General features: G+C 38.2%; 9 protein-coding genes. 2 read left to right on the top strand and 7 right to left on the bottom strand.

Annotation, left to right across the window (positions count from 1 at the left end):
• Positions 1 to 136 precede the first annotated feature (136 nt).
• Positions 137 to 1,330: an imelysin family protein gene (locus tag LNP23_RS16725; protein ID WP_230002055.1), complete on the top strand. Its 1,194-nt coding sequence runs from the start codon at positions 137 to 139 to the stop codon at positions 1,328 to 1,330.
• 65 nt (positions 1,331 to 1,395) lie between these two features.
• Positions 1,396 to 2,811 carry a di-heme oxidoreductase family protein gene (locus LNP23_RS16720; RefSeq protein ID WP_230002054.1) on the top strand — a complete coding sequence of 472 codons (1,416 nt, stop codon included), beginning with the start codon at positions 1,396 to 1,398 and terminating at the stop codon, positions 2,809 to 2,811.
• A gap of 244 nt (positions 2,812 to 3,055) precedes the next feature.
• Here LNP23_RS16720 and LNP23_RS16715 read toward each other — a convergent pair whose 3' ends face one another.
• From LNP23_RS16715 to LNP23_RS16685, 7 genes are all read right to left on the bottom strand, one after another.
• Positions 3,056 to 5,482, bottom strand: coding sequence for a TonB-dependent receptor domain-containing protein (locus LNP23_RS16715; protein ID WP_230002053.1), 2,427 nt, complete (start codon positions 5,480 to 5,482; stop codon positions 3,056 to 3,058).
• A complete protein-coding gene (locus tag LNP23_RS16710) occupies positions 5,463 to 6,830 on the bottom strand; it encodes an HTTM domain-containing protein (RefSeq protein WP_230002052.1) in 1,368 nt (455 codons plus the stop codon). Before LNP23_RS16710 ends, LNP23_RS16715 begins: the two co-directional genes overlap by 20 nt.
• A 2-nt stretch (positions 6,831 to 6,832) precedes the next feature.
• Positions 6,833 to 7,948 carry an imelysin family protein gene (locus LNP23_RS16705; RefSeq protein WP_230002051.1) on the bottom strand — a complete coding sequence of 372 codons (1,116 nt, stop codon included), beginning with the start codon at positions 7,946 to 7,948 and terminating at the stop codon, positions 6,833 to 6,835.
• A 55-nt stretch (positions 7,949 to 8,003) separates the two neighbouring features.
• Positions 8,004 to 9,248, bottom strand: a complete 1,245-nt coding sequence (locus LNP23_RS16700; protein WP_230002050.1) for a DUF4856 domain-containing protein — start codon at positions 9,246 to 9,248, stop codon at positions 8,004 to 8,006.
• A gap of 386 nt (positions 9,249 to 9,634) precedes the next feature.
• A complete protein-coding gene (locus LNP23_RS16695; protein WP_230002049.1) occupies positions 9,635 to 18,205 on the bottom strand; it encodes a hypothetical protein in 8,571 nt (2,856 codons plus the stop codon).
• A gap of 52 nt (positions 18,206 to 18,257) precedes the next feature.
• Positions 18,258 to 19,748, bottom strand: a complete 1,491-nt coding sequence (locus tag LNP23_RS16690; protein ID WP_230002048.1) for a hypothetical protein — start codon at positions 19,746 to 19,748, stop codon at positions 18,258 to 18,260.
• A 5-nt stretch (positions 19,749 to 19,753) separates the two neighbouring features.
• A complete protein-coding gene (locus LNP23_RS16685) occupies positions 19,754 to 23,227 on the bottom strand; it encodes a hypothetical protein (RefSeq protein WP_230002047.1) in 3,474 nt (1,157 codons plus the stop codon).
• Positions 23,228 to 23,305 lie beyond the last annotated feature (78 nt).

The raw sequence follows: 23,305 nt of genomic DNA, 5'->3' as shown, positions 1-23,305 counted from the left end.
GAAGTTTAGCTTCCGGATCGTGTTGCTTTTTTGTAAAAGTTTGATAATAAGCTGTTTTAAGAAAGTGTTGACCACTCGCTTATATTAAAAATTATTTTTACATTTGTTTAACTTTAACTATTCTAAATAAAAACAAATGAAAAATGTATACCCTAAAGTTGCTCTTGGTTTATTGGCCGGATTAACTTTTTTTGCCTGTAGCAATGATGATAAAAAGGAGAATAACGATACTAATACCCCAACTGCCGTTACAAAAAAACAGGTGATTACAAATTATGCAGATATCGTATATGCCAATTATAAAAAAGCATATGATGATGCGGTACTTTTAGAAACAGCGATTACCACTTTTACAACCACTCCGACAGCTGCCAATTTTACAGCTGCAAAAACAGCATGGAAAACTTCAAGAGAGAGTTACGGGACTACAGAAGCATTTCGTTTTGCAAACGGACCAATTGATGATGATAATGGACCGGAAGGACTTTTGAACTCATGGCCTTTAGATGAAAACTTTATTGATTATGTAGACGGAACTCCAGCTTCAGGAATCATTAATAATACAACTGATTTCCCGGTTTTATCGAAAAAAGTTTTAGCTGATGAAAATGCTTTAGATGAAGACGAATTAAATGTAAGTGTTGGATATCATGCTATCGAGTTCTTATTATGGGGACAAGATTTAACACTACCATCAGCCAATTTACCAGGACAAAGACCTTATACAGATTATGTAACGGGTGCTGGAGGAACAGCTGCTAACCAAGGTCGCAGAGCTGATTATTTGAAATTTTGTGCTGATTTGCTAACTGATAATCTGGATTATTTAGTGCAACAGTGGAAAGTAGGAGGTGTATACAGAGTTAAGTTTTTGGCTTTATCGGAAGATACAGCGATAAAAAATATTTACCTGGGAATTACAACTTTAGTTCTTACTGAATTACCTGTGGAACGCATGATTACAGCGGTAGAAAACGCAAGTCAGGAAGACGAACATTCTTGTTTCAGCGATAATACACACCGAGATATTGTTCTGAACATGCAAGGCGTTATCAATGTATATCAAGGTAAATATGGAGCTATTGATGGCCCGTCTTTAGAAGATTTAGTCAAACAAGCGGATAGTAAAGTTTACGATGATACTGCAACGGCAATAGCTGCATCAACTACAAAAGTGGGTGCTATTTTGATTCCGTTTGATTTAGCGATTTCGGGAGGACCGACATCTGTAGAAGGTGCAAAAGTAAAATCTGCTGCGCAACAATTGCAAAATTTAGGAGCTAATTTATTGGCCGGTGCTGTAAAAATTGGTATTATCGTTAACGGATAATCAATTTTAATGATTAATTAAAACAAAAAGTGTTCCTTTGTAGAACACTTTTTCTGTAAATAAAGATGAAGAATTTTAAAGCGTATTGGTTTGTTATTGTTTGTATTGCACTTTTTAGTTGTAGTGATAATGGTAATGATAATGATAACGAGGAAAGTTATATTCCTTTAACGGCTGAAGATGGTGAGCAGTTTTCTGGTGGTGAAGCAACCGTTTTTAATACCAGTGAGGAGGCCTTTGGTTTTTTTATGCCCACACTTACTTTTGACCAACAAACAGATTTCGGTGTCGGAAATTCATTTTTCAGACAAAGCTGGGTTACCGCACCTTCTTCTACTACCGCTCGTGATGGTTTAGGCCCCTTTTTTAACGCCCATTCCTGTTCAAGTTGCCATTTTAAAGATGGACGCGGCAGACCTCCCTTGTTTGATGGGGAAGATAGAGCCGGATTGCTTTTCCGCATTTCAGTGGCAGGGCAAGATACTAACGGAATTGGTTTTCCTGACCCGGTTTACGGTTCGCAATTGCAGGACCACGCTATTTTAGGTCAAACAGCAGAAGGTCAGTTTACCATTAGTTATCAACCCATAAAAGAGACTTTAGACGATGGGACTGTAGTGACGTTGCAAAAGCCGATTTACACCATTACTAATTTAGGATATGGTCCATTAGCTACTGTTCAAATTTCACCCAGAATTGCCAATCAGATAATTGGTTTAGGATTGCTTGAAGCGATTTCTGAAAGTACAATTTTAGGTTTTGCCGATGAAAATGATACGAACGGTGATGGAATTTCCGGAAAACCCAATTATGTATATGATTTCGCCAGCAATTCAAGCAAATTAGGACGATTTGGATGGAAAGCCAATCAGCCCAATGTAAAACAACAGGTAGCTGCTGCTTTATCGGGTGACATGGGAATTACATCGAGTTTATTTCCGTACGAAAGTGGACCAAAAGGAGTTGATTTAACAGCAATTCCAAACGGTGGAATGCCTGAAATTACAGAAACTAATTTAGACCGAATGGCAATGTATTCCAGTACTTTGGCGGTTCCGGCAAGAAGGAATTATACTGATCAAAACGTATTGAAAGGCAAGAAAACTTTTGAAACTATTGGATGTACAAGTTGTCATATTCCAAAAATTCAAACCGGTACCACGCATCCTATAACCATTTTACGCAATCAGACGATTCGCCCTTATACCGATCTTTTATTGCACGATATGGGAGCTGGTTTAGCAGATAATGCAACTGATTTTAAAGCATCGGGATCCGAATGGAAGACTCCTGCTTTATGGGGAATTGGATTGATTAAAATTGTAAACGGTCATACCAATTTACTGCATGACGGAAGAGCCAGAAATGTAGAAGAAGCTATTTTATGGCACGGTGGAGAAGGGCAGAAGGCCAAAGAGAAGTACAAGAAATTAAGTGCTTCAGAAAGAGAAAATCTGCTAGCCTTTATTAATTCATTTTAAAAAAACATCCGCAAGATCAATTGATTCTGCGGATGTTTTTTTTAGTTACCGATTCTATTGAGAAGTTTTGGATACTATGTTTCTATGTGTCAAAAATATTACGCTAATAGGTTATGATTTTTCTTTAACACATAGAAACATAGATTTTGATTTGTTTTAAGTGTAACGCTTTTTTTAAGCTTTGTGAACTATGTCTCTATGTGTTAGAAATAAGCGCCAACGGTTTAAAATGAGTTCCCTAATCTTAAAATTTAAATTCTAAAGTAGTATAAAACGTCCTTGTGTCAGAAGGGATAATTCCGGGGCCGGGATAACCTGTAGCACGACGTGTAAAATATTTACTGTCCGTAAAATTCGTAATTCCCGCTTCTAATTTCCAGTTTCTCCATTTATAAGAACTGGAGAAATCTGCAACAAAATAAGCAGGTATCTGACCCGTAATACCATCACCGATATTATTCTCTCCTGTTTTTAAATTTTCAGCATCTGTATATTGCGAAGTAACATAAGTGATTTGGATACTGGACATGAAGTTTTTATATCCAATCCCGCTTCCACTTTTAATATTAAAAAGCGGCACAAATTCTACCGAATTACCTTCAACCCCAGGTACTTCTGACTTTAGATATTTTGAATTTGTTACAGCTACATTGGCAAAAAGATTCCACGACCAATCTGGATTTTCGTTTAGGAAGGTATTGGTTAAATTCCAATCAGCCATAGTTTCAAAACCATAGGTAAAGGCAGTTCCAATATTGTCACGGACGCGCACATACGCACCACCTATTTCGGCAGGATATTCCCCAATTTTATCATTATAGTACAAACCATAAATACTAGAGTCAAAATTAAGTATGTTTTTATACTTACCACGAATACCAATATCTGAAGTAAATCCTTTTTCGTCCGAAATATCAGGAGATATGTACTGACCTGCATTAACGGTTCTAATATCATTAAAAGTAATTGAACGATAGTTCTGTGATATATTACCATAGAATTCAATACCGTTTTGTGGTTTGTAGCTCAAGCCAACACCAAACAAAACAAAATTTCTGTCTTTTACATTGTCTTCATACTTGGTTTCATCTAAAAGAACATTTCCGGCAAGATCAAGATTTATTCTTCGGAAGGAACCGACCGCTTTTGTTTTTATTTTTTCAATTCTAAAGCCTGGTGTAATAGAAAAACTTGGTGAAATTCTAAAGATATTTTCTCCGAATAAGGAATAGTTTAGATTTGGAAAGCGATAATCGGATTGGTTTGGATAAAGTGGAAATTCATCTGTTGCCAGATTAAAATTGGCGTCACTACCTGAGCTACCCGGGCCTTGAATTCCAGTGTTATTAGACTGATAGTATTTGGCTCCAATTAAAAACGTACTTGTATTTCCTTTTATTTGATATTTTTGAAGATATCTGACTTCTGTACCCCAATTCACAAAATCTCCTTTAATTAAATCTCGAACCGTTCCTTCCTTATCATTCGTTGAAATGCGGTTTGGACGGAATCCTACCGTTTTTCTACTGGCATCCAGACCAAATAGCTGTATAGAGAAGTCGGCATCATGGTTAAAATGATGTTTGAAGCGCAAAGCAAATAAGTTCCAGTTGACACCAAACCAATTTCGCGCTCTGTTACTTTGAGTAGGGTCTTCATTAAACATTTTATCTGTTAATCCACCTGCTTGCTGTGCGAGGTAAGTAAAATAGGTGTAGTCAAAATGTAAGGAAGTATTTTCAGTAAACTGATAGTTTAAATTAGCAAAGAAGTTTTTACTGTCAAATCCGGAGTTCGGTCTAAAACCATCCCCTTGTTTGTAGTTGTAAAAGCTGTAATAGCTGAATTTTCCATTTGTTCCGCTTAGACTTGTAAAATTAGTAAACAAACCATAAGAGCCAATGGTGTTTCGGGTCACAAATTCAAATGGTTTTTTAGTTGGACTTTTTATTACAAAATTCACGAGTCCTCCAAATTGAGTTCCGTATTGTAAAGAGGCGGCACCACGCACAATCTGAATTTCTTCCAGTGCTTCGGTAGGAGTTGCATAATAACTCTCCGGATACCCCAGTACATCCGCGCTAATGTCGTAATCGTTCTGGCGGGTATTAAAGTTCGCCGTTCTGTTTGGATCTAGTCCACGGCCCCCAATACTCAATTGCAGACCTCCATCTGAGCTTTCATTAATCGTAAGACCTACAACCTGTGCATAGATCTGACGAGGGTTGTTGGCCGCTTTGTTTGCGGTTATTTTATCCAAAGAAATTACTTCTGTTTTTTTTCCGGCGTAAATGGCTGTTCCTTCAACGTCTTTTAGTTTACGTAGGGCAAAAACTTTATCTCTTTCTTTTTGTATGACTACTTCTGAAAGATTGGTCATTTTATGAAGAACAATTTTAACTGTCGTAGTTGGTGCGGTAAAAGGTTCGTCTAAAGCGGCATAGTTTTCCTTGTAAAATAAAAGCGTGTAATCTCCGGGATTTGGAACTGTCAAGGAAAAATGCCCTTGCTTGTCGGTATATACTTTTTGTGTGCCAACAGTTGTAAATACTTCGACATAAGGCAATTTCTCACCATTTTGATCTGTTACTGTTCCTGCTATTTGTGTTTGTGCAAAACCACTAATCGTAAAAAGTAGTACTATAATAAGGTTAAAGTCCTTTAATTTCATCGTTGAAAGGTAAGATCCATGTTTTACGACGGAATGATTCATATTCTTTTGCGAGATCGATATTGGGATCAATGTATTGTTTGCTTAATCTTCCGTTGAGAGCAACATAACTGTCTACTCTGACTTCGGGATTGACAATACCTTGTTTTTGATAATAATCATGTAGAAAATGGGCATACTCGAGTATAAAATCGGGTTGAAATGCCATTTGTTTTTCCTGAAAAGTCGTCAAGAAATGACGGTTATTTATCTGGATTGTCTTTTTTGTAAGACTGTCGGTTACGGTAAATTGTGTATAACCGGCTTTTTCCATTAGCATAACGCGCCAGGAGAAACGAAATCCTTCCTCAGTCCAGAATAGTTCTCCGGGATAGAAAAGATAACGGAAAGGGAATGTCAATTGAAAAACCAGAAAGATTGTGAGTAATGCCAGTTTTGTTTTATAGAGAATAGAGAATGTCGGTTTTTTTTCTTTGCCATTATCAAAAATAGCATAATCTAGTTTGAAAAATCGGCTTAAAAAAACCAGAACTCTTTTGTGAAAATTACTTTCAAAAAAGAGGAGGGAACTGATGATCATTACATAAGGGAATACACCAATTGGAAACAAAATTTTGGTTAAAATATGGAAAACAACAACCAATACAAAGGCAAAAAGGCGTGTGCGTCTGTACAATAATAAAAACGGAATCGTGAGATCGTATAACATCCCGGTCCAGCTAAAAGTAAAATGCACCCAATTCTGATTTAAAAAACCGCCAATCAAAGGCAAATTATGATTGGTTGGCAACCATATTTTTAACGGCATAGCCTGAAAGAGCCAATCTGAATTGAGTTTGGCTAAACCCGCATAGAAATAAACTATGGCCAATAACAGCTTTAAAATATCAGTGTTCCAACGTGGAATTTTCTCAAAAGCCAATTTAGGATTCCTAAAAGCATCTATTGAAAAAGTTGCATTTGCAGGCAAAAAAATCAAAACGAAACTAATGATCGAAATAAAATAGTAATGATTAAGATACGTGGTCTTATCCATCAATTCGATATAGGTAAAGCTTAGAAAGAAAACGATCGCTGAGAAGCGGTACAAAAAGCCTACAGCCACAAAGACTGCAGAGATCAGAGCGCTGATAAAAAGAAGGTAAGTTAATGTTCCGAAAGGTTTTATCCACTCAAATCCGTAATAGGTGAAGTGAAAGAGAGGCTCGATATAAAATTTTTCGATCCAGCCATAACTCATAAACCGGAGCAAACTAAGAAGCATCATTAAACCAAACGCTAGCCTGAAAAAAGCTAGCGTTGTGGCCTGAGTTGTTTTATTAATATAGTTTTGGATATAATGAGTCATAATTAATCTCCATCACCATCTACATAATCAATTGTAATATTCAATGCCTGCATCATATCTAATTTGGTGTAGATTACATTTTTTTGCAAAGCATCATAAGAGGTGAGCATTTTTGTATTGTCATTTATAACCTGTTGAGATAAACTATTGCTTAGCGCCTGATTGGTTGTATAAATAGTAGCAAACTGTGTGTTGATGATATCGCTTAGTTTTTTTCCATCACGTGTGGCATTCACAAAATCCAAATACGATTTTAGTGATGGGCCTGTGGTTTCAGATGCAAAATATTTTCCGTTGAAAAAATCTTGTGATGCTTTTACACCAATATTCAATAAGTCTTTCGAAACATCATTTTTGTAATAAGCTTCTACTTTTTCAGGGAAAGTTGTTCCATTGGAGAATTTTCCGGCAGGAATACCCAGTTTTCCGGTTCTCACATCTTTCTCAAAATTCTTTACAAAATTATTGGTAGTTTCCGCTACAGAGGATCCTACTGAAGTTCCGTTACTTTTGATGTAAGCTTCACGATATCCGGATTTCCAGTCGGTAAGAACTGCATCACTATTTTGTTTTAATTTAGTAATAACCGCAGCTAGGTAGGTTTTATACTTGGCTGCATTTGCATTAGTGGTATAAAAAACAAGAATACCGGCATCATCGCTAGCCAGACCATTCAACAGATAATCTAAACCCGGAAAACCCTGTCTGCTGTACTGCGAAAGTAAATCAAGGTTATAGGTTCCTGTGATATTGGCATTGATACCATTGACATCTGCAGGGTAGGTATTGCTCATGGCATTAAAATTAATATCAAGTGCTTTACCAAAATTATAAATTGCGGTATACTGAAATGCTTTGTAGGCATCAAGCCATGAAGCACGAACTATTTTTAGGTTTGCATCATTTGGAGTGGTATTAAAAGCGGTAGCTGCGATCTGCAATGTGGCTACTTTTGTTTGATAGTTGGTGTAGCTCGGGATGATGATATTGTCGGCCCAATTGGTCAACATTGCTGTCCTGTCGAAGTTACTCTCTCCTCCGGTATCCTTATTATCATTACTTGAAGAACAGGCATAAATACCAACAATAAGACCTAGAATTAAAACTATTTTTTTCATAATCGTAAATTTTCAATATAAAAGCTATTTTATTGAGAGTCAAATTTATGTAAAATTAGTTTACTTTTGAAGCTTGCGCTACAGTAAAACCAAATTTTGTTGCAATTTGAGTAGAAATCTCATCTAGTTTTGGAGATAGTCCGTCAATATCCCATAAACCGTTTGTACCGCTTAATAATTTAGCCAACATCGCGTCAACTTCTGCTTTAGTAAAGTAAGGACTGTTTGTACCCGGTTTGTTTGTATAACGCAAACTCATGATAAATCCATAACCTTCAGATAAAGAGTGTAATGCTTTTGCTCCTTGGTCTCCTGCAGTTAATTTTGCTTTTCCGTCTTGAAGGTAGTAAACCGCACGAACAGCAGGAACTATCGATAAGTTGGTTTTAATAATGGCAATCTGCGCATCACGTACGGCATAGTCATTGGCTATAATGGCAGCTCTACCGGTTCTGAAAGCCAACTCAATAGCCGCTTTTGTTTTATTGAAATCAGCATCAGCATTTACCTGATTGATATAAGAGCTCCAGTATTTAAAAACATTAGGCGTAACAGTAAGATTGTCAGTGCCGTAAATGTATCCGTAAGCCTCATCCCACGCATGTTCCATTGTAGTGTACTTAGTTCCGGCTTCTAATACTTTTTTAGTATTGTTTTCTTTATTTGAAGCCTCATCCAGTTTGTTTGTACTCAAATAGTTGTTCAGAATCTGATCTAAAAGACAAGCTCCCATTAAACCTTTCAATAAAAGTTGTTGTGGCTCCATACCGTTTGCAGCAAATACTCTTTTGCTTGTTCCGTCCAGATAAACTCCCGCAATACCCGGCGCTGCAGTAGTACCTTGTGTTCCAGCCTGAGCATCTGCAAATGAATTTTCAAATACTTCACGTACAGCAACCTGCTCGGCACTTGAACCACCTCCTTGGTTTAGTACAAAATAATCTTTAGACGCGGCTGTTTTGTCTTTTAATTGTTTTCCGGATCCATTTAATCCTGCTCCGGTGAAACGTGCGTTCTTGTTAGAATACATATCAGATAAAAAGGTTTTGTCGGCCACAGTTCCGTTAGTTCCAGCATTTTTGATATAATTACCCAATTCATCAAGCATTACTAAACGAGTTGTTTGTCCTGAATAATCAACAGATGTAGCACCTTCTCTTGTAAAAGTGTAGGTTGCCGGTACCGTGTAAGGAGCGATGCCTTGTTCTTGCGGTTTATTATCGTCATCGTTTGAGCAAGAAACTGCTGTAAGCATTAAAGTCGAAAAAGATCCAAGTAAAATTAATTTTTTAACATTCATTTTTATATTTATTTAGATTGAATTAACGTATGTGATTTGCAAATATATTTTAAAAATGCTATGAAGCAAAATTATTAAGAACTTATTCGTCAGCTTGTTGCTTGTTAGATGGGAAATGATGCGATCTGAATTTTGAAAATGATTTGTGATTTGACGCTTCAAAAGAGGTGCAATTCAACACTTTTATTCGAGGAATTAATGAAGTTAAAAAGGATGAAAAATACTTGTATGATTATAGTTCGTTGGACAAAGTTTCCAGGTGTTAAAATTAATTGTATACAAGGAATTCTATGTTGTTGAACAACATTTTTTGAGTACTCCATAAAAAGCAAAAATCCCAAAAGTATATTTGAGATTTTTGCTTTTAAAACAATAGTAAAAAAAGTCTACTGTGGTGTAATATCTGTTAAAGACAATGTAAACGGAATCTGTAATATTGGAACATAGCTGTCCGTTACTGAATAAGCTGTTAACATGAACGTAAATGTTCCGGCATTACTTTGTGGAGTACTGTTTAGCATCCAGGTGTTTATTCCTTCGGTGATCATGTCGGCGATAGCTTTTCCGTGATCCGCAACAGTCAATGTAGTAGGAGTAACCAGTAAAACCGGTACGTCTACAGAGAAGGTTGTAGTTGGAATGACATAGGTATAATCACATTGCATTTTTATGGTGAATTCCGTAACAGCAGCATTGATATTTTCTGTTAAAGAATCGAACAACGCCAGCATCTGAACACTAAGGGTACGCGTTGGCTGTACCGGATAAGTAGTAGTTCCGATGGTATTAATAGCTATTGCGTTATCGGCATTTAAGAACGGAATCAGTTTATTATAGAACATCACTTGCGGAGTCTGATAGATAAACAACGGATTAGTTGTTTCCCATGTTCCATCCTCATTTTGTAATAATTCTTCGTTTCTGATTACGGCGACACTGCTCCAGGCATTTTGCGCACTTAAGATATCAAGACCATTGATTAAAACAGTTCTTGAAGGATCATTGTTTCGGTCATCATACATCAAATAAACTTTCTCACCGGAGTCGTTTAGCTTGTAATACAGGAATTCATTTTTCTTGCCGTCTACCAATCCAATACTATAACCGTTAATTCCGACATTGATTTCGACATCAGCAGATTGTGGGTTATTATAATCAACAGTGACAATTAGATGATCCGTTCCATCCTGAGGACTTTCGGTGATGGTATAGGCCAACGTAAATGGTGGTGCAGGTGCAGGAGTACCAACCATTGCCTTCAAGAATTGGTTTCTTGGATTGACCTGATTGGTTAATGACCATTGCTCTGCTACTTCATTTACAATATCTATAAAGGCCAGCATAGCATAACGAGCATTGATTGCCAAAGGTGAAGTTGCTTCTAAAGTTGCAGGTGTAAGTAGTGCCAGGTAATTATCAAAATCAGCACTGATTTGCGGATAGGAATCAATAAACTGAGCTAACGCTTGGTATAACGGCAGATTCGGTGTATTCGCAGTGGCATAATAGCTCTGATTTTCATCAGTAACATTAAATTGAATTTCAGTTACTATGGTATCCTGTGCCGCAGATGGGTTTTGATACGTGTAATAGTACTCCCAAATACGAGCGTTTTGTATTGTTATGGCTTCTTGTTGGTTGGATTCGTTCACAGGATAATCAAAATTCTGCGCAGATATTGACGGTGGCGTCGGATAGGCACGCAATGGTACCGGTATTGTGGTTTCGCCAACATCGGTCATACCTGCCAACGGACTGTCTTTGTGATCGATATCACCATCAAGCGGAATAATAAAAGTCAACCAGGAAGAAGCAAGATAATCATCTAAATCCGGTATATCGGTAATATCAAATTCCAAATGACTTACACTGTACTCCATATCTCCAAAAGCGAAACTACGACTTTCTGCGGCATCTTTGGCTTCAAACATATACGTCAACCAAGAGTCTCCATTGGCAGTCGGTACTTTGGCCGTTGACAAAGAGTACTCAGTAGACTTAAGAACAGTGTCAGATCCGGCAGTAGTAGGATCAAGCCCTAACATTTTTCCGTATAGGGCAGGAACGTATGGAGCCTTCGGTGGCACGTTGTTTGAATTGGCATACTCGCTACCGGAATAGGCTGAATTTATACTCGCAGTTGTTTGTACAGAAGCAATATAACGATAAGCATTTGCTAATTGTATCAGGATTTGTTGTTTCCATTTGTCCTGTGCATTACCAATATTTGAAGGCCCTTTTCCTGCGGTTGGTTCAATAATAAAGTCGATAGTACCTTCAATCGCTTCAGCCAGTTTTTGTTTGGCATCCAGTATTAATTGTAAATAATCAGGATCTCCGGCAAAGACATCACTTGCAGTCAATAAAAAGGCAGGGACCGAATAAGATGGACTTAGGAATTTATCAACAGCCTGTAAGAACTGTAAGCCCCAGCTGTCCATGTCAATACTCGTGTAATTTTTGGTTACACCGCTATCAGCAGGATACGCTTTACCTTGTTGGTATGTTTGTATTTTAGCGGAGAAGGACTGTAAACTGGTTGCCAACGGAATAGGAGCAAAGTAGTAGACCTGTTCTTTATTGAAACCAAATTTAAGACCATTGGCACCTGTGCTGTCAAAACGCACCATCCAAAGAGGAGCATTTGCAGTGGTATCACTGTTTCCTTTGGTTAAATTGGCTCCGGTTGCGGCTTTAAGCACTATGCCTGCAGTAGGCTGATTGATAAAAGCGGCTTCAAATTGTTCCGCAAAATAAGAAAGTGCCAGCATACTGTTTACACCATTGTCTGATGAAGGCTGTATAACGGTATTGGATAAAGCCACTCCTGCAACAGTTGCAAAATTAGGATCCAAATTAGCAATACGTTTCATCGTTATACTGGTAGAAACCAATGAAATTTCGGGTAACGTTATGATGTTGCTTGTTGTTACTTCGGCATTTATTGTATACGTTGTCACTGCAGCCGGCTGTTGTCCGGCGATGATTGCTTTTAAATAAACAATAATCGGATTGATAAAATTAGTCAATAAATCAGTCGTTGTAATAACATGATCTGTTGAAGTAATTACTCCTTGTGCATTGGCCTGATCTTCTACGGTTGTAGTGTAATGAATAGCCATATCATTACTACTAAGCTGATAGTAGATATTCATATAAGTGATCATATCGATCTGAGCGTTATTCTGCGCTCCTTCACCTACATAACGAACGGTATTGAAATTAAAATTAAGGTTGATGTTTGGTTTGCTGTTTACCGGACTGAAAATATACGATACCGATACAGATGGCCATTGGCTTATCGCTATAATCGCATCGGCATACAATAACTGCATTGATGCATTTAACGGAGTGGTTCTGTTAGGTGGCACATTCCCAAACATATCCTGCCAGTTCAATACCATTTGTACCGTTGTACCTATGCCCGCATACGGATTCGGATATAACGGATCTGTACCTGCAGGTTGGATGTATTTGTAGTAAGGCACCACCGCATTGTAGTTCCAATCTTCAACATCAACATTAGGTGAAGGGGTTCCGTTTTTGGTATTCGCAATGGCATCATCATCCATCGAGTCTACCGGTCCTGTAGGGGTTGGATTGATATAGGCCGGTATGGCCGGAACTGTTAATCCAATCAGATTGAATTGCGTTTCCAGATAGATTTTGTCTTCTGCTATTGTTGGTACCGGTTGTGTCGGAACATAATCCCCTGGGTTTTTGCGGGTTACTTCATAACCGACTGTTCCCGGCAATAAAGTGGCTACACGGGTAGTGTATTGTTGTGCAGCTGGCGCGGTATCGGGTGACTGTACATAAACAGAAGTATTGGAAGTATCAATAGAATCTCCAACAACAACACTGTTCACAAATGGACTTAGTATGAGGTCATCGTAAGTTACTACCAATGCCAGATTCGCTACTCCGTTACCTGCAAATAAGGTGTCAGGTAATCCTTTATTTTCACTGTTGTTGTAATAGAAGTAGAAGCCGCCACTGCGAACAATACTGCATTCCCATAAAAGCTTAATAAAGTCTCCGGCATCGTTTAGCGTATTGTAATCTCTAACAGGAGTTTCGACAAAAGCAGCACTGAAAAAGGCTTCTGCCGGATTGGTTTCTGTTGAAAGGTTGGCTTGTACGATAGCAGTTTTAAAACCACCATTGGCATCCGATATATAACCACCGTTTGAATTTGTTGTCGGATCAGGTTGATACAATATCTGAATCTGCTGTATGGTTTTGCTTCCATCTTTATCACCATGTGTATTGAGGTAAGTCAACAGTTCTTGTAGATAAACTGTTCCTGCATCATCGGCACCTACCAGATTGTACATGTTATTTGATAATGGCGTTACTTGTCCGTCGACTGCTGTAATTTTCTGTAATGAAAAATTAACAACGGTACCCCAAGTGTAATTATTGACTTTTGCTTTGGTAGTTCCTGTACTGGTTGTGGTCAAGGTTTTGACATCAAAAAGCCAGTCTTTTCCATCCGAAAAGATAGTGGTTAAGTTAGACGGTAATTTCCATAAGTAAGGTTTATTGTCTACGCCACTGTAATAATCTCCCGGATATTGCCATAACGCTGGAGCTCCCAATGAGAAAGTTTGCGGCGTATCATTATAGTTGATAAGTGCAGCTGGTCCGTACGAAAGAGTAGGCGACAATGTAATCGCTGCTACATCATGTATGTGCTGAATCTCGCTGTCATTAATCGTTATGGTAAGCGTATTATTAGTACCGGATACCATAGTAATCCAGGCCACATTTGGATTTTGCAATAAAACTGAATATTGATCACCCGCTTTCAATGTAGACGGAATCGCAATCTGCTGACCTGTTAATACATACAAAGGCTGTGTGATTCCTTTTGCTGCATCCGGTGGTTGTGGTAAGCGCAAACCATGAAGCATAAAACGAGACGCCATACCTCCAATTCCCTGTACACTATCAGCTACTGCGGCGGTAACCACATCACTTACTTTGCCTTTAAGAGTATCTTGTTTAGTCAGATAGTCTGAAGCAGCCTGAAGTGCTTGTTTCGCCAATAACGCTACAAAATCGGTAAAGATAAAGGTAGGAAAGGAAAGGTTATGCTGCTCCTCATAAGTCGGATCGGTTACATTACTGCAATCGGTCGAATCGTAATATTCTGCCGTAATACCGGACTGGTAATCTACTCCGGCTGAAGCTAGTAATACCGTTATATCACTGATGTAATTTTGGGTACCAGTCATGTTTTGGGTAGCAAAATTTACAGCAGTACCGGCAGTACCGTTCAGATTTGTATTCAGAGTTAACTCCGGGACTACAGGGAAAACGGCAGCATCCATACTTCCACTTTGTGTAGCATCAACTGCACGTATATTTAACTGGAAGTACGTACTGAAGAAAGTCTGTATATCGTCATGTGCCGCATTTATATAATTGAATGGCGCTACATTATTGGGTCTTGTATTAAAGTAGCAAAGCAAGATAGCAATTTGATCTGCTGTGATTTCTTGTGCTTTTAACCAATCCAGACCGGTATTTTCACTTGTATTACCAATTAGAGCATTAATTGCCCAGTATAATACACCTTCTGTTAACGAAGAAAGACTGTTGCTGTTAACATCTGTATTGATGTAAAGCATAGAAGCATATTGCGGTCCTGAAGCTCCTGTTTCTCCCGATACCGTAAGTTGCGGGAAGAACAGTAAATCCAAAGGTACTTTTGCGGCGGGTTGAATTGGTTGCCATTTCAGTACTATTGGCGTTGTGGTCAGGCTTAACAGTCTTGCATTTCTGCTACCCATGTCTAGTGCCGCTATAGCATTTGATCCTTTTACCGGACAATTAATCCAAGGCGCATTATACGAGGTGTCGCTACCAATGATAAACGAGGCACTGATCGTAGCACTAAAGTGTAAGGATACTTTAATAGAGAATAAACCTAAATTAATTTTAACGGTAAGTTTTACCGAAACACCTGCTTCAAAAGTAATTGGTATTGGTTTGTAACTTTCAATGACCATCGTGATATAGGCATAGGCCATGATATCTAATCTGGCCGATATAATGGCAAAATTAATCTCACCATAGATATGTCCTGTCAGACCAAAAGTTCCCGTGATTTTATAATAGGTTTCGTCATGGGTATCCCGAGAAGTATTAGCACTGAAAAAGCCTAATACACCCTGAAAAATACCAACAGCAGTAAGCGAAAGACCAGCTTTCATTATACCTGAATCAACCGTTTTACCAACTCCTAAAGAGAGTCCTAAACCGAATTCAATAACAGGATTAAAAACCCCGCAAGTAGTAGTCGGTACATTGCTCGATGTAGCTCCGCTCAGATAACCGAAATAGAATCCACCGAATCCCAGAAAAGGGAATACCTGCACAGAGAAGGAGCGGGAGAAATCGGTAATACTGGCCGGGAAACCAAAGTCCAGATAAAAATTACCATTGGTGTATACTTTTACTCCAATAATAGGAAGCGTAATCGACACTTCTCCAAATTCGAGATGTCTGAATTGATCCGGCAATTGCAGATCAATCTGATACATTCCGATGGAGTCGTTTATTTTTTTATAAAGAATTTCAAATTGAAGGTTTTTAAAGGCTCCTGCGTCTTTACTCACTCCAACTAACAATCCATACATGTTAGGGTCGTTAAAAACTGCGGCGATACGATAAAATTTAGCCACCGTAAAGTCAGCTCCAATAAGCCAGTTGCTGTTCTGATCAAATATCAACGTACCCGGTTTAGTACTTTCAGCGGGTACCGGTATAGCAGTCGAACTTTCGTCTGATGTGGTGGTGAATGCTGCTCCCAATGCTGTAATAGCTGCGTCTACGGAGTCGAGACTTGGTACATCATACATCGTAACATGCTGCCCCATAGCGAGTAATTTCAAATCAAAAAACTCACTACCCATTCCCGGTACTGCCGGCATTTTGGTAGCATCACTTCCTTTACCGTCTTTTTGTAATGGGGAATCGGGTAAGATTGGAAGACCTAAGAAAGTACCATCAATAAAGATGTAAACACCACTGCCGCCAATAGAATCGTCTTTGGTGATTTTTAGGGCTTTTATATTAATGAAGCCTAAGTCTACTTTTATCGGTATACTGGCTTCAATAGTGCTTTTTGCCGAAGTTTTGTATCGGGTGTATTTAAATTCAAAATCAGAGAGATCGATGCTGTTTAATATACTCCATGGTGAAGACAAACTGAAGCCCGGGCTGAAGGTGCCAACCAAAGTGCTGACAATTTCGCCCAATGAAATTTTATCAAATTTAATATCGATGATATCATTTTCTGTACCGCTTGTATAGGTAATGGTACTGGCAAATTCGGGTATTTTTAAATAGACTTCTGTATCTGCTGTACCAAATTTATAACCAACTATAAAAGTCAGTCCAAGCATTTGTTTGGCATCAGCGGTTCCTGTAATAGTTCCTGACGTTTTACCATCCGTGTAAGTAATATCAACATTAGCACTCAGTTTCAAATCAAAAGAACTGTATTGCAAATGCCATGCGACATCTCCTTTTACGTTGTAAGTGGATGATTTCGCCTTATCATTCGGCAAAATATCAGTAAAGTTTACATTACTGATACTTGGCAGATTATCTTTTACCCAACTAGGAATGGTGTCATAACCCATACCAAAGGCTTGTAAAAAGGTAACGGCAATGTCTCCCAGTGAGATAACCTGATCGGTTCCGGTACTGGCGCCAAAGGTCCACGCATCACCATCGTATTTAGCAAACGTGGTCAGATCAACACCGCTGTCCGGTGTATTTGGTCCTATATGGAATTGCCCGCTTATTTCTCCCGTAGTCTCACCTTGCTGACTGCTGATGTCTAAAGCCAAACCAGTCATAGTAAAACTTAAATTTGGATTACTTATGGTAAAGAAAACCCAGTCGGTTACCACAGTGCAATTAAGAGTATAGTTTTTGGCATTTGGATCAATTTGAACCTGCAAAACGGTTATTTCCGATTGAAGGTTGATCTTGGTCCCAGTCCAAAACATGGTAAGTAAATCACCCAGTTGTATGGTTCCATCTATTAATTCTACACTTGCTTTAAAATTGGGAGCTTGTGCAGTTAGCAGTACATTGTTTGCCCCTGGTAATCCTATCGTAAAGTTGCCTGTAAAGGTAAACTCAGTAGTGATACCACCCGTTTTACCAAAACCTAAAACAAGACAATTAATATCAATAGCAGAAACCGCAAGACCGGGCAAAATTTGCCACTTATACTCAGGTGGTGTACTAATATTGACGGCGATATACTCTACTATGGTTTTGGATGAATTGTAACTAATGTCAATAGATTTTAGACCAAGTGTAGATAAGGTACTAAAAGGTTGCGGTAATGCAGCGGTCAGATTAACACCTCCAACTAATTGATAAAAATTAGAAATACTTGGGTACGGTGTATTAAAGTTTCCTTGTAACAACCAGGTATTATTGACGATAGGATAGACCATTTGTAAGGCTACATTAACAGCAGAACTTACCGCAATTGTTCCTCCCATTGCCCCAATCACCGGCATATTATTATCATAGACCTGCACCCCTATAAAAGGACTGGAAATTGAAAACCAATCAATTCCGCTAATAGCCCAAGTGCCATTTGAAAGTATGGCATTTAATTTTGAATACAAACCAACATCATCTGTAGCAAAAATAATAGCAACACTCATATCACCAACTCCAAAAGAAGTAGTGTCACCGGAAAGTGTAAAAGAGGTAAGCTTGTCATCCCAAGCCGCAGGAGATAAAGTAGCTTTATCTATGGTAAGTGTTCCGGAGATGGTTATATCTGAATAGAATTTACCGATAGTATCTGAAGTATCTAATACGTCAGGGACAAGAGTACATGTTCCATTTCCCTTTTCTATGTTTGCTTGTATCTCCTGATATAAAGTTTTCAGGGTTGGTGTTTTATCTTCAGTCATCTTTTTGCGGAATTACTTGTATTAATTACGTACAGATTAATCTTTACACTTGTTAGTTATTGGTATTTATAAAAACAAACAAACTCAACAATAATTTATCATTCAGTTCATCATGGTAAAATTGCTGCGTTCTAAAAAAATACTGCGAATATTCGTTTTGAGCATCTTTTGTTTGAATGGTAAAATCTCCCATTTTAACCGGAGATGATGGATCATCATTTTGTGGCCATGATTGAGGTCTTTCCTGCATTGAATTGGCAATAGCCTGAATTGCTTTAGCGTCAGGGTCGGTTTCTACAGCGCTTAATGGTAAAGTTGGGTATACAACTCCAGCGCCGGCTTTAGCTAAATAATAATAAGGGTTGGCAAAGTTAATGGCGAGGTTGGCTGTGTTTTTTCCCTCAAATACAAAGGGTATATTAGAGGCATACATCATTTGATTAAATACCGGAGGAGGCAAACCAGGCAAGCTGACAACCAGAACTTGTCCATCTTGAAGCTCATCAATGGCTTTTACCAGAGCATTATTTGCCAGTGAAGTAATTGTTTTTGCGTTGCGAGGAACGTTATAGTCTTTAAGAAATGCCAGTAGTTTTGGATTGGTAAAGGGACCACCATCAGTATCTATACCTAAAAAGTAATTCTTTAAATCATTATAACTGTCATCAGTAACATTGGCAAGTACAAGTAATACAGCTCGGGTTTTGAGAGTACCTGTACCGTTTTTTTGTACGTATAACATTGAAAGTGCCAAATTAAAAAGAAGACTGGCGGCTGTCGTGGGTAATGTAGTGAGACCATTATAAGCATCACTCATCCCGTAAGCACTACACAGGTTTATATTTTTGTATTTAGGACTTTGATTGGTTGCAAGTGAATAAATATAATTAGCCTGTTCCGACCTAATGGCTACATTTGGATTATCCATGTATAAGTCCCATTGCTGATCCGTTAATGTCGGATCACTCATGTAAAAGCCCCTATCTCCAAAACGAGGACCAATAGCCTGTACATCTTCTAAGGGCAATGTAGTGCTACCTCGCAGGATGCTGTTGTTATAAACCGCTTTTCCCCATTGGAAAGGTTGTAGTACAATAAAACAATTGGTAAGATACTTTGTAGACAAATTGGTCCCATCATCATACCCTCCGGTGATACCAAAATCTATTTGGTTGGCGGGTTTGTAAGTGGATGTAGGCTGAAAAGATATAGTAGCCCCACCAATTGTTATGGGTTTGGGTACCTCTGTGCCTATTAAAACAATTTCAGGCAAAAGTAAGGCGAGTTTTTGTATCGTAGGTAAATCTGCAGCACCATCATCGTAAATACAGACCATGTCTTTATTAAAGCCGTAGCCAATTAAACGCAACATGATATTTACAGTCGAAACCTGATGACCAAATCCATTCGTATTGGTTACATAAGTACGAATTTCATTTTGAGCTTCAAAAAAAGCCGCAAGATTTTCTTTGTTTATTCCGGAGATTAGTTCCTGGTGTGAATTTGCGACACTAAGAACTTTGGCAGCTAATGTTTCAAACATATACTTTAATTTTTTACATATGATCCGTACCAGCCCAAACTCTCAGGTTTTGCATTGGCAGCTGGATTGCCAAATAGCATAAAACAAATGTTCCCTCCCGGAGGAAAGGATAAACTGAACAATTCTAAAGCAATATTATTTATTTTCATCAGATAGGCAGTCTCTGTAGTACCCGTTGCTTTTTGTAACAGTATAGAACCAATATTTAATTTTAATACGCCTTGCAAACTAAAGGAAGGAGCTTGTGGATTTACACCCGGTAATTTTACTCCTGCCCATGCACCATCTGCACCAACACACCAAGCCATCATAAAAGTAGAGGTAAACCCGGCTGAACTTGCCAGTGAACCCAGTGTTCCCATATTCAAGTTAAACACCAAAGCAAACCATTGACCACTTACACTTTGCTGTTGTTGCAAAGAAGGTATAGCTACATTAAGATATCCTTGAGAAGTTGGACTGTTGGTCGCATCTCCATTGGTAATACCGGACAATTGCAAAGGAAAATGAGAATACAAACTGTCTTTTCGTGGTGTACTTTGCCCCACATCAAATGCCATCTGACTAATATCAAATACAAATGTTTTGGTAGTAGGAGTTTCCAACTGAAAGGTCAGATCTACATACATATTGGAGTAGGATAATCCTCTGAAATTATTTACTGTACTGTCGGGTTCTGATCCAAATGAAAACAAATCAAAACCCGACAGATCGTTAAAATTGATGAATCCCCAAAAAGAAAATTTAGCATTAACCGTAGTACTGGTTTCGTCGTTTTGAGGAACTACCGTGACAAAGGCAGATTTTATAATTTCTACCTCTGTAATGATGTTGTTGTTTACCGGATTCAGAAGATTATCAGCTGTATTGGTAAAGGTGTAAGAAGGTACACCATTGCTGTTTTCGTAGGTTCCGGTAAGTATAATGAGATTGGCTCTGTTGGCGGCGTCAATTTTTTCTCCGAACAATTTATTAACGGTTAAAGCCAAATAACTGTTGTAATTGTATATTTTACTATTCGTAAAGACTATTTTTAATTGTAAAACCACAAAGTCATAATCAACAGCACCATTTATAGGCGCTTTTTCTTTGTAAACTATCGGATCGGATCCAAAACCTTCAAATGTCGGATCTTCATAATCGATCAGCGCAAACATCGAACTGGAATGTTTCATGGCTACCACGCCAGCCTCGTTGTTTACGATACTGATATCAATTCCAAAATGATGAGCATAAAATTTATCTAAATCAATACCTGCCAACAACCCTTGTAATTCTTTAGGGAAATCTTGTACACTGATGTCAACGCCAAGTGAAATTACACCTTGCCAATTGGGATCTGTGGCTATTTTGTAAAAGTTATAGTAGTCATTATCGTGTTGTACGGTGTATTTGTCCATCCCGTTTTGTATGTATTGTTGTAACCACATACTAAGGTTGGGCAGTCCGTTACTGCTCGTATCGTTAAAGGTGTCCGGTGAGTTCCATCCCTGAATATTCTGAACTTTGTCGGTTAGTTTTCCATTGCAGAATTTAAAAATGATGACGTTTTTATACTTCCCATTGGTTGGTTCTTTGGGTACATTTAAGATAAAAGGCCATTCTGTAATTTCCATTTCATTGCTAAAATTATCCAGCACATAAGTACCGTCACTCAGTTTTTCATTATAAGAAATGACAAGAAACAACTGATTCGATTGTAGAGCGGTTTGGAGTACGGAACTTGGCGGAGTAAACTGTAAATCAAATATTTTTGAAAGCACCCCTTTTGAGGTTAAAAATTGATTACTGGCCAGTTGCAAAGTGTTCCATTTTCCGGTTGCGGGGTCTACATTAACATAAAATCCTTGCGGACTAGTAGAGGATATACCGTCATTAGTTGCTCTGGAACTTAATAATCTGGATGATGCAGGTGATATATTTTGCGTACTCATTGCATTGGCAATAATAGCTTTTCTGGTAGGGTTAAGGATCTGTTTTTCAAACAATGAAAAATAAACATTCTCTGATGGTGTTGCCGTTGTGACCCCATAAGGTACCAAAGGAAAAAATATAGTAGCCGCTGCGTCCGACAATACGCCCGATCCCGTGGTAAGATGGCTAAACAAAGGGGAATGAGAATCTTTATCCGGTGCGAATAACGGTGATCCCTGAGGTTGTGCATGATATACTACCGGTATATTTTCTGTATTAGCCAATACAACACCATTCCATGCTGTTATATATTTGTTAGCGAGCCATTCCTGAGTGGTATTGCTGCCAACCACATTTTGAGTAGTCTGAATAGGGAACTGGGGTGCAAATGCATTTTGGTTGGTCTGGTAGAAAAGCCAGTCCCCGGTACCTGTAATTACATTATTAATATCAATAAACTGTGGCGTAAAACTAACGGTTTCTGTAGAACCCAGTCCACACATTAATTGTACCTGTTTGTTGGTGTCTATATTTTTCTGATATGATATGTCGAGCGTAAGTGATAAGCCTCCCTGAGGAACCATATACCAAACCGCATTTGGATCGTCTGGAGTTTGTTCACTAAATACTAACAGCGAACTGTTTGCTGTCGGATAGTTTAGAGAAGTATCGTGATTTATAAAATTAAAATAAGGGATTAAAGTTAAGGGATAACCAAAATTAGTCAGATAATAGGAGGGCAGTATGGTAATTGTTTTTAGTTGGGTATGCGTATTATAGGTTTGTCCTAAAAAAGCAAAATAGGTGTTTACTCCGGTTTTGTTTAATAAGTCGCAAGGATAGATACTGCCTTGCATGGTTACTAAGTCGTTCAAATTCCCATCTAGTAAAAGAGAATAAGTAACTCTCGTCAAGAGGCCATTGTTGGCATTATTATTAAAGCTGTATTGGTTGCTGAGATTAAAATTTCTAAAATCAGAGGAGGAATATAAACCATAGGTAAACCTGATGCGTCCTTGTCCAACTCCTGTTAATGGAATTTCGATAGTGCCCATAATCTCACTTTTAGAAGAGGGGGTATTAGGTAGGAAAGTATAATTATCACCGGATATGGTCATACTGTTATTGGTCGTATCCAAAGTCAGCGCAACACTGTTATTACTTATGAATAGGGTAGCATAATTATTTCCAAAATTATAATTAAGTCCCGTTAGAACAGTATAGTTTCCATTGGTGCCTCCTGTCAAAATCAGTTGAGTTGTATTGCTGGCAGTTAATGCTGTATTAGGATTTTCAAACCAAACAACCGATGCCGACTGATACGTTTGCAACGGACCAAGAAAGGTATATACATTACCTACAAACGTTGTAATGTCAATAGTTGGCGCATTCAAAGAAAATAAAAAATAACCATTGTAAGCGGACAGTTCGTCCAGACCTATTGTACCACTTTCGGGTCCTGTCACTCCTTTTGCCAAAAGATAAGCGAACCAATTAGAGTCCTTTGCAGCCAGATACAACGAAGTGTTGCCTGACGAAGTATTTGTGAATTGTAAGGTTGCCATAAATTCTACTTAGTAAGGTTAATGTTAAATTCCAAAAAATGGAAATTCCAAATTCCAAAAAATCTAAATTCTAAAAAA

This window comes from Flavobacterium cupriresistens, assembly GCF_020911925.1.
Classification (GTDB): Bacteria; Bacteroidota; Bacteroidia; order Flavobacteriales; family Flavobacteriaceae; genus Flavobacterium; species Flavobacterium cupriresistens.
This window is presented reverse-complemented; position numbering and strand designations above follow the sequence as displayed.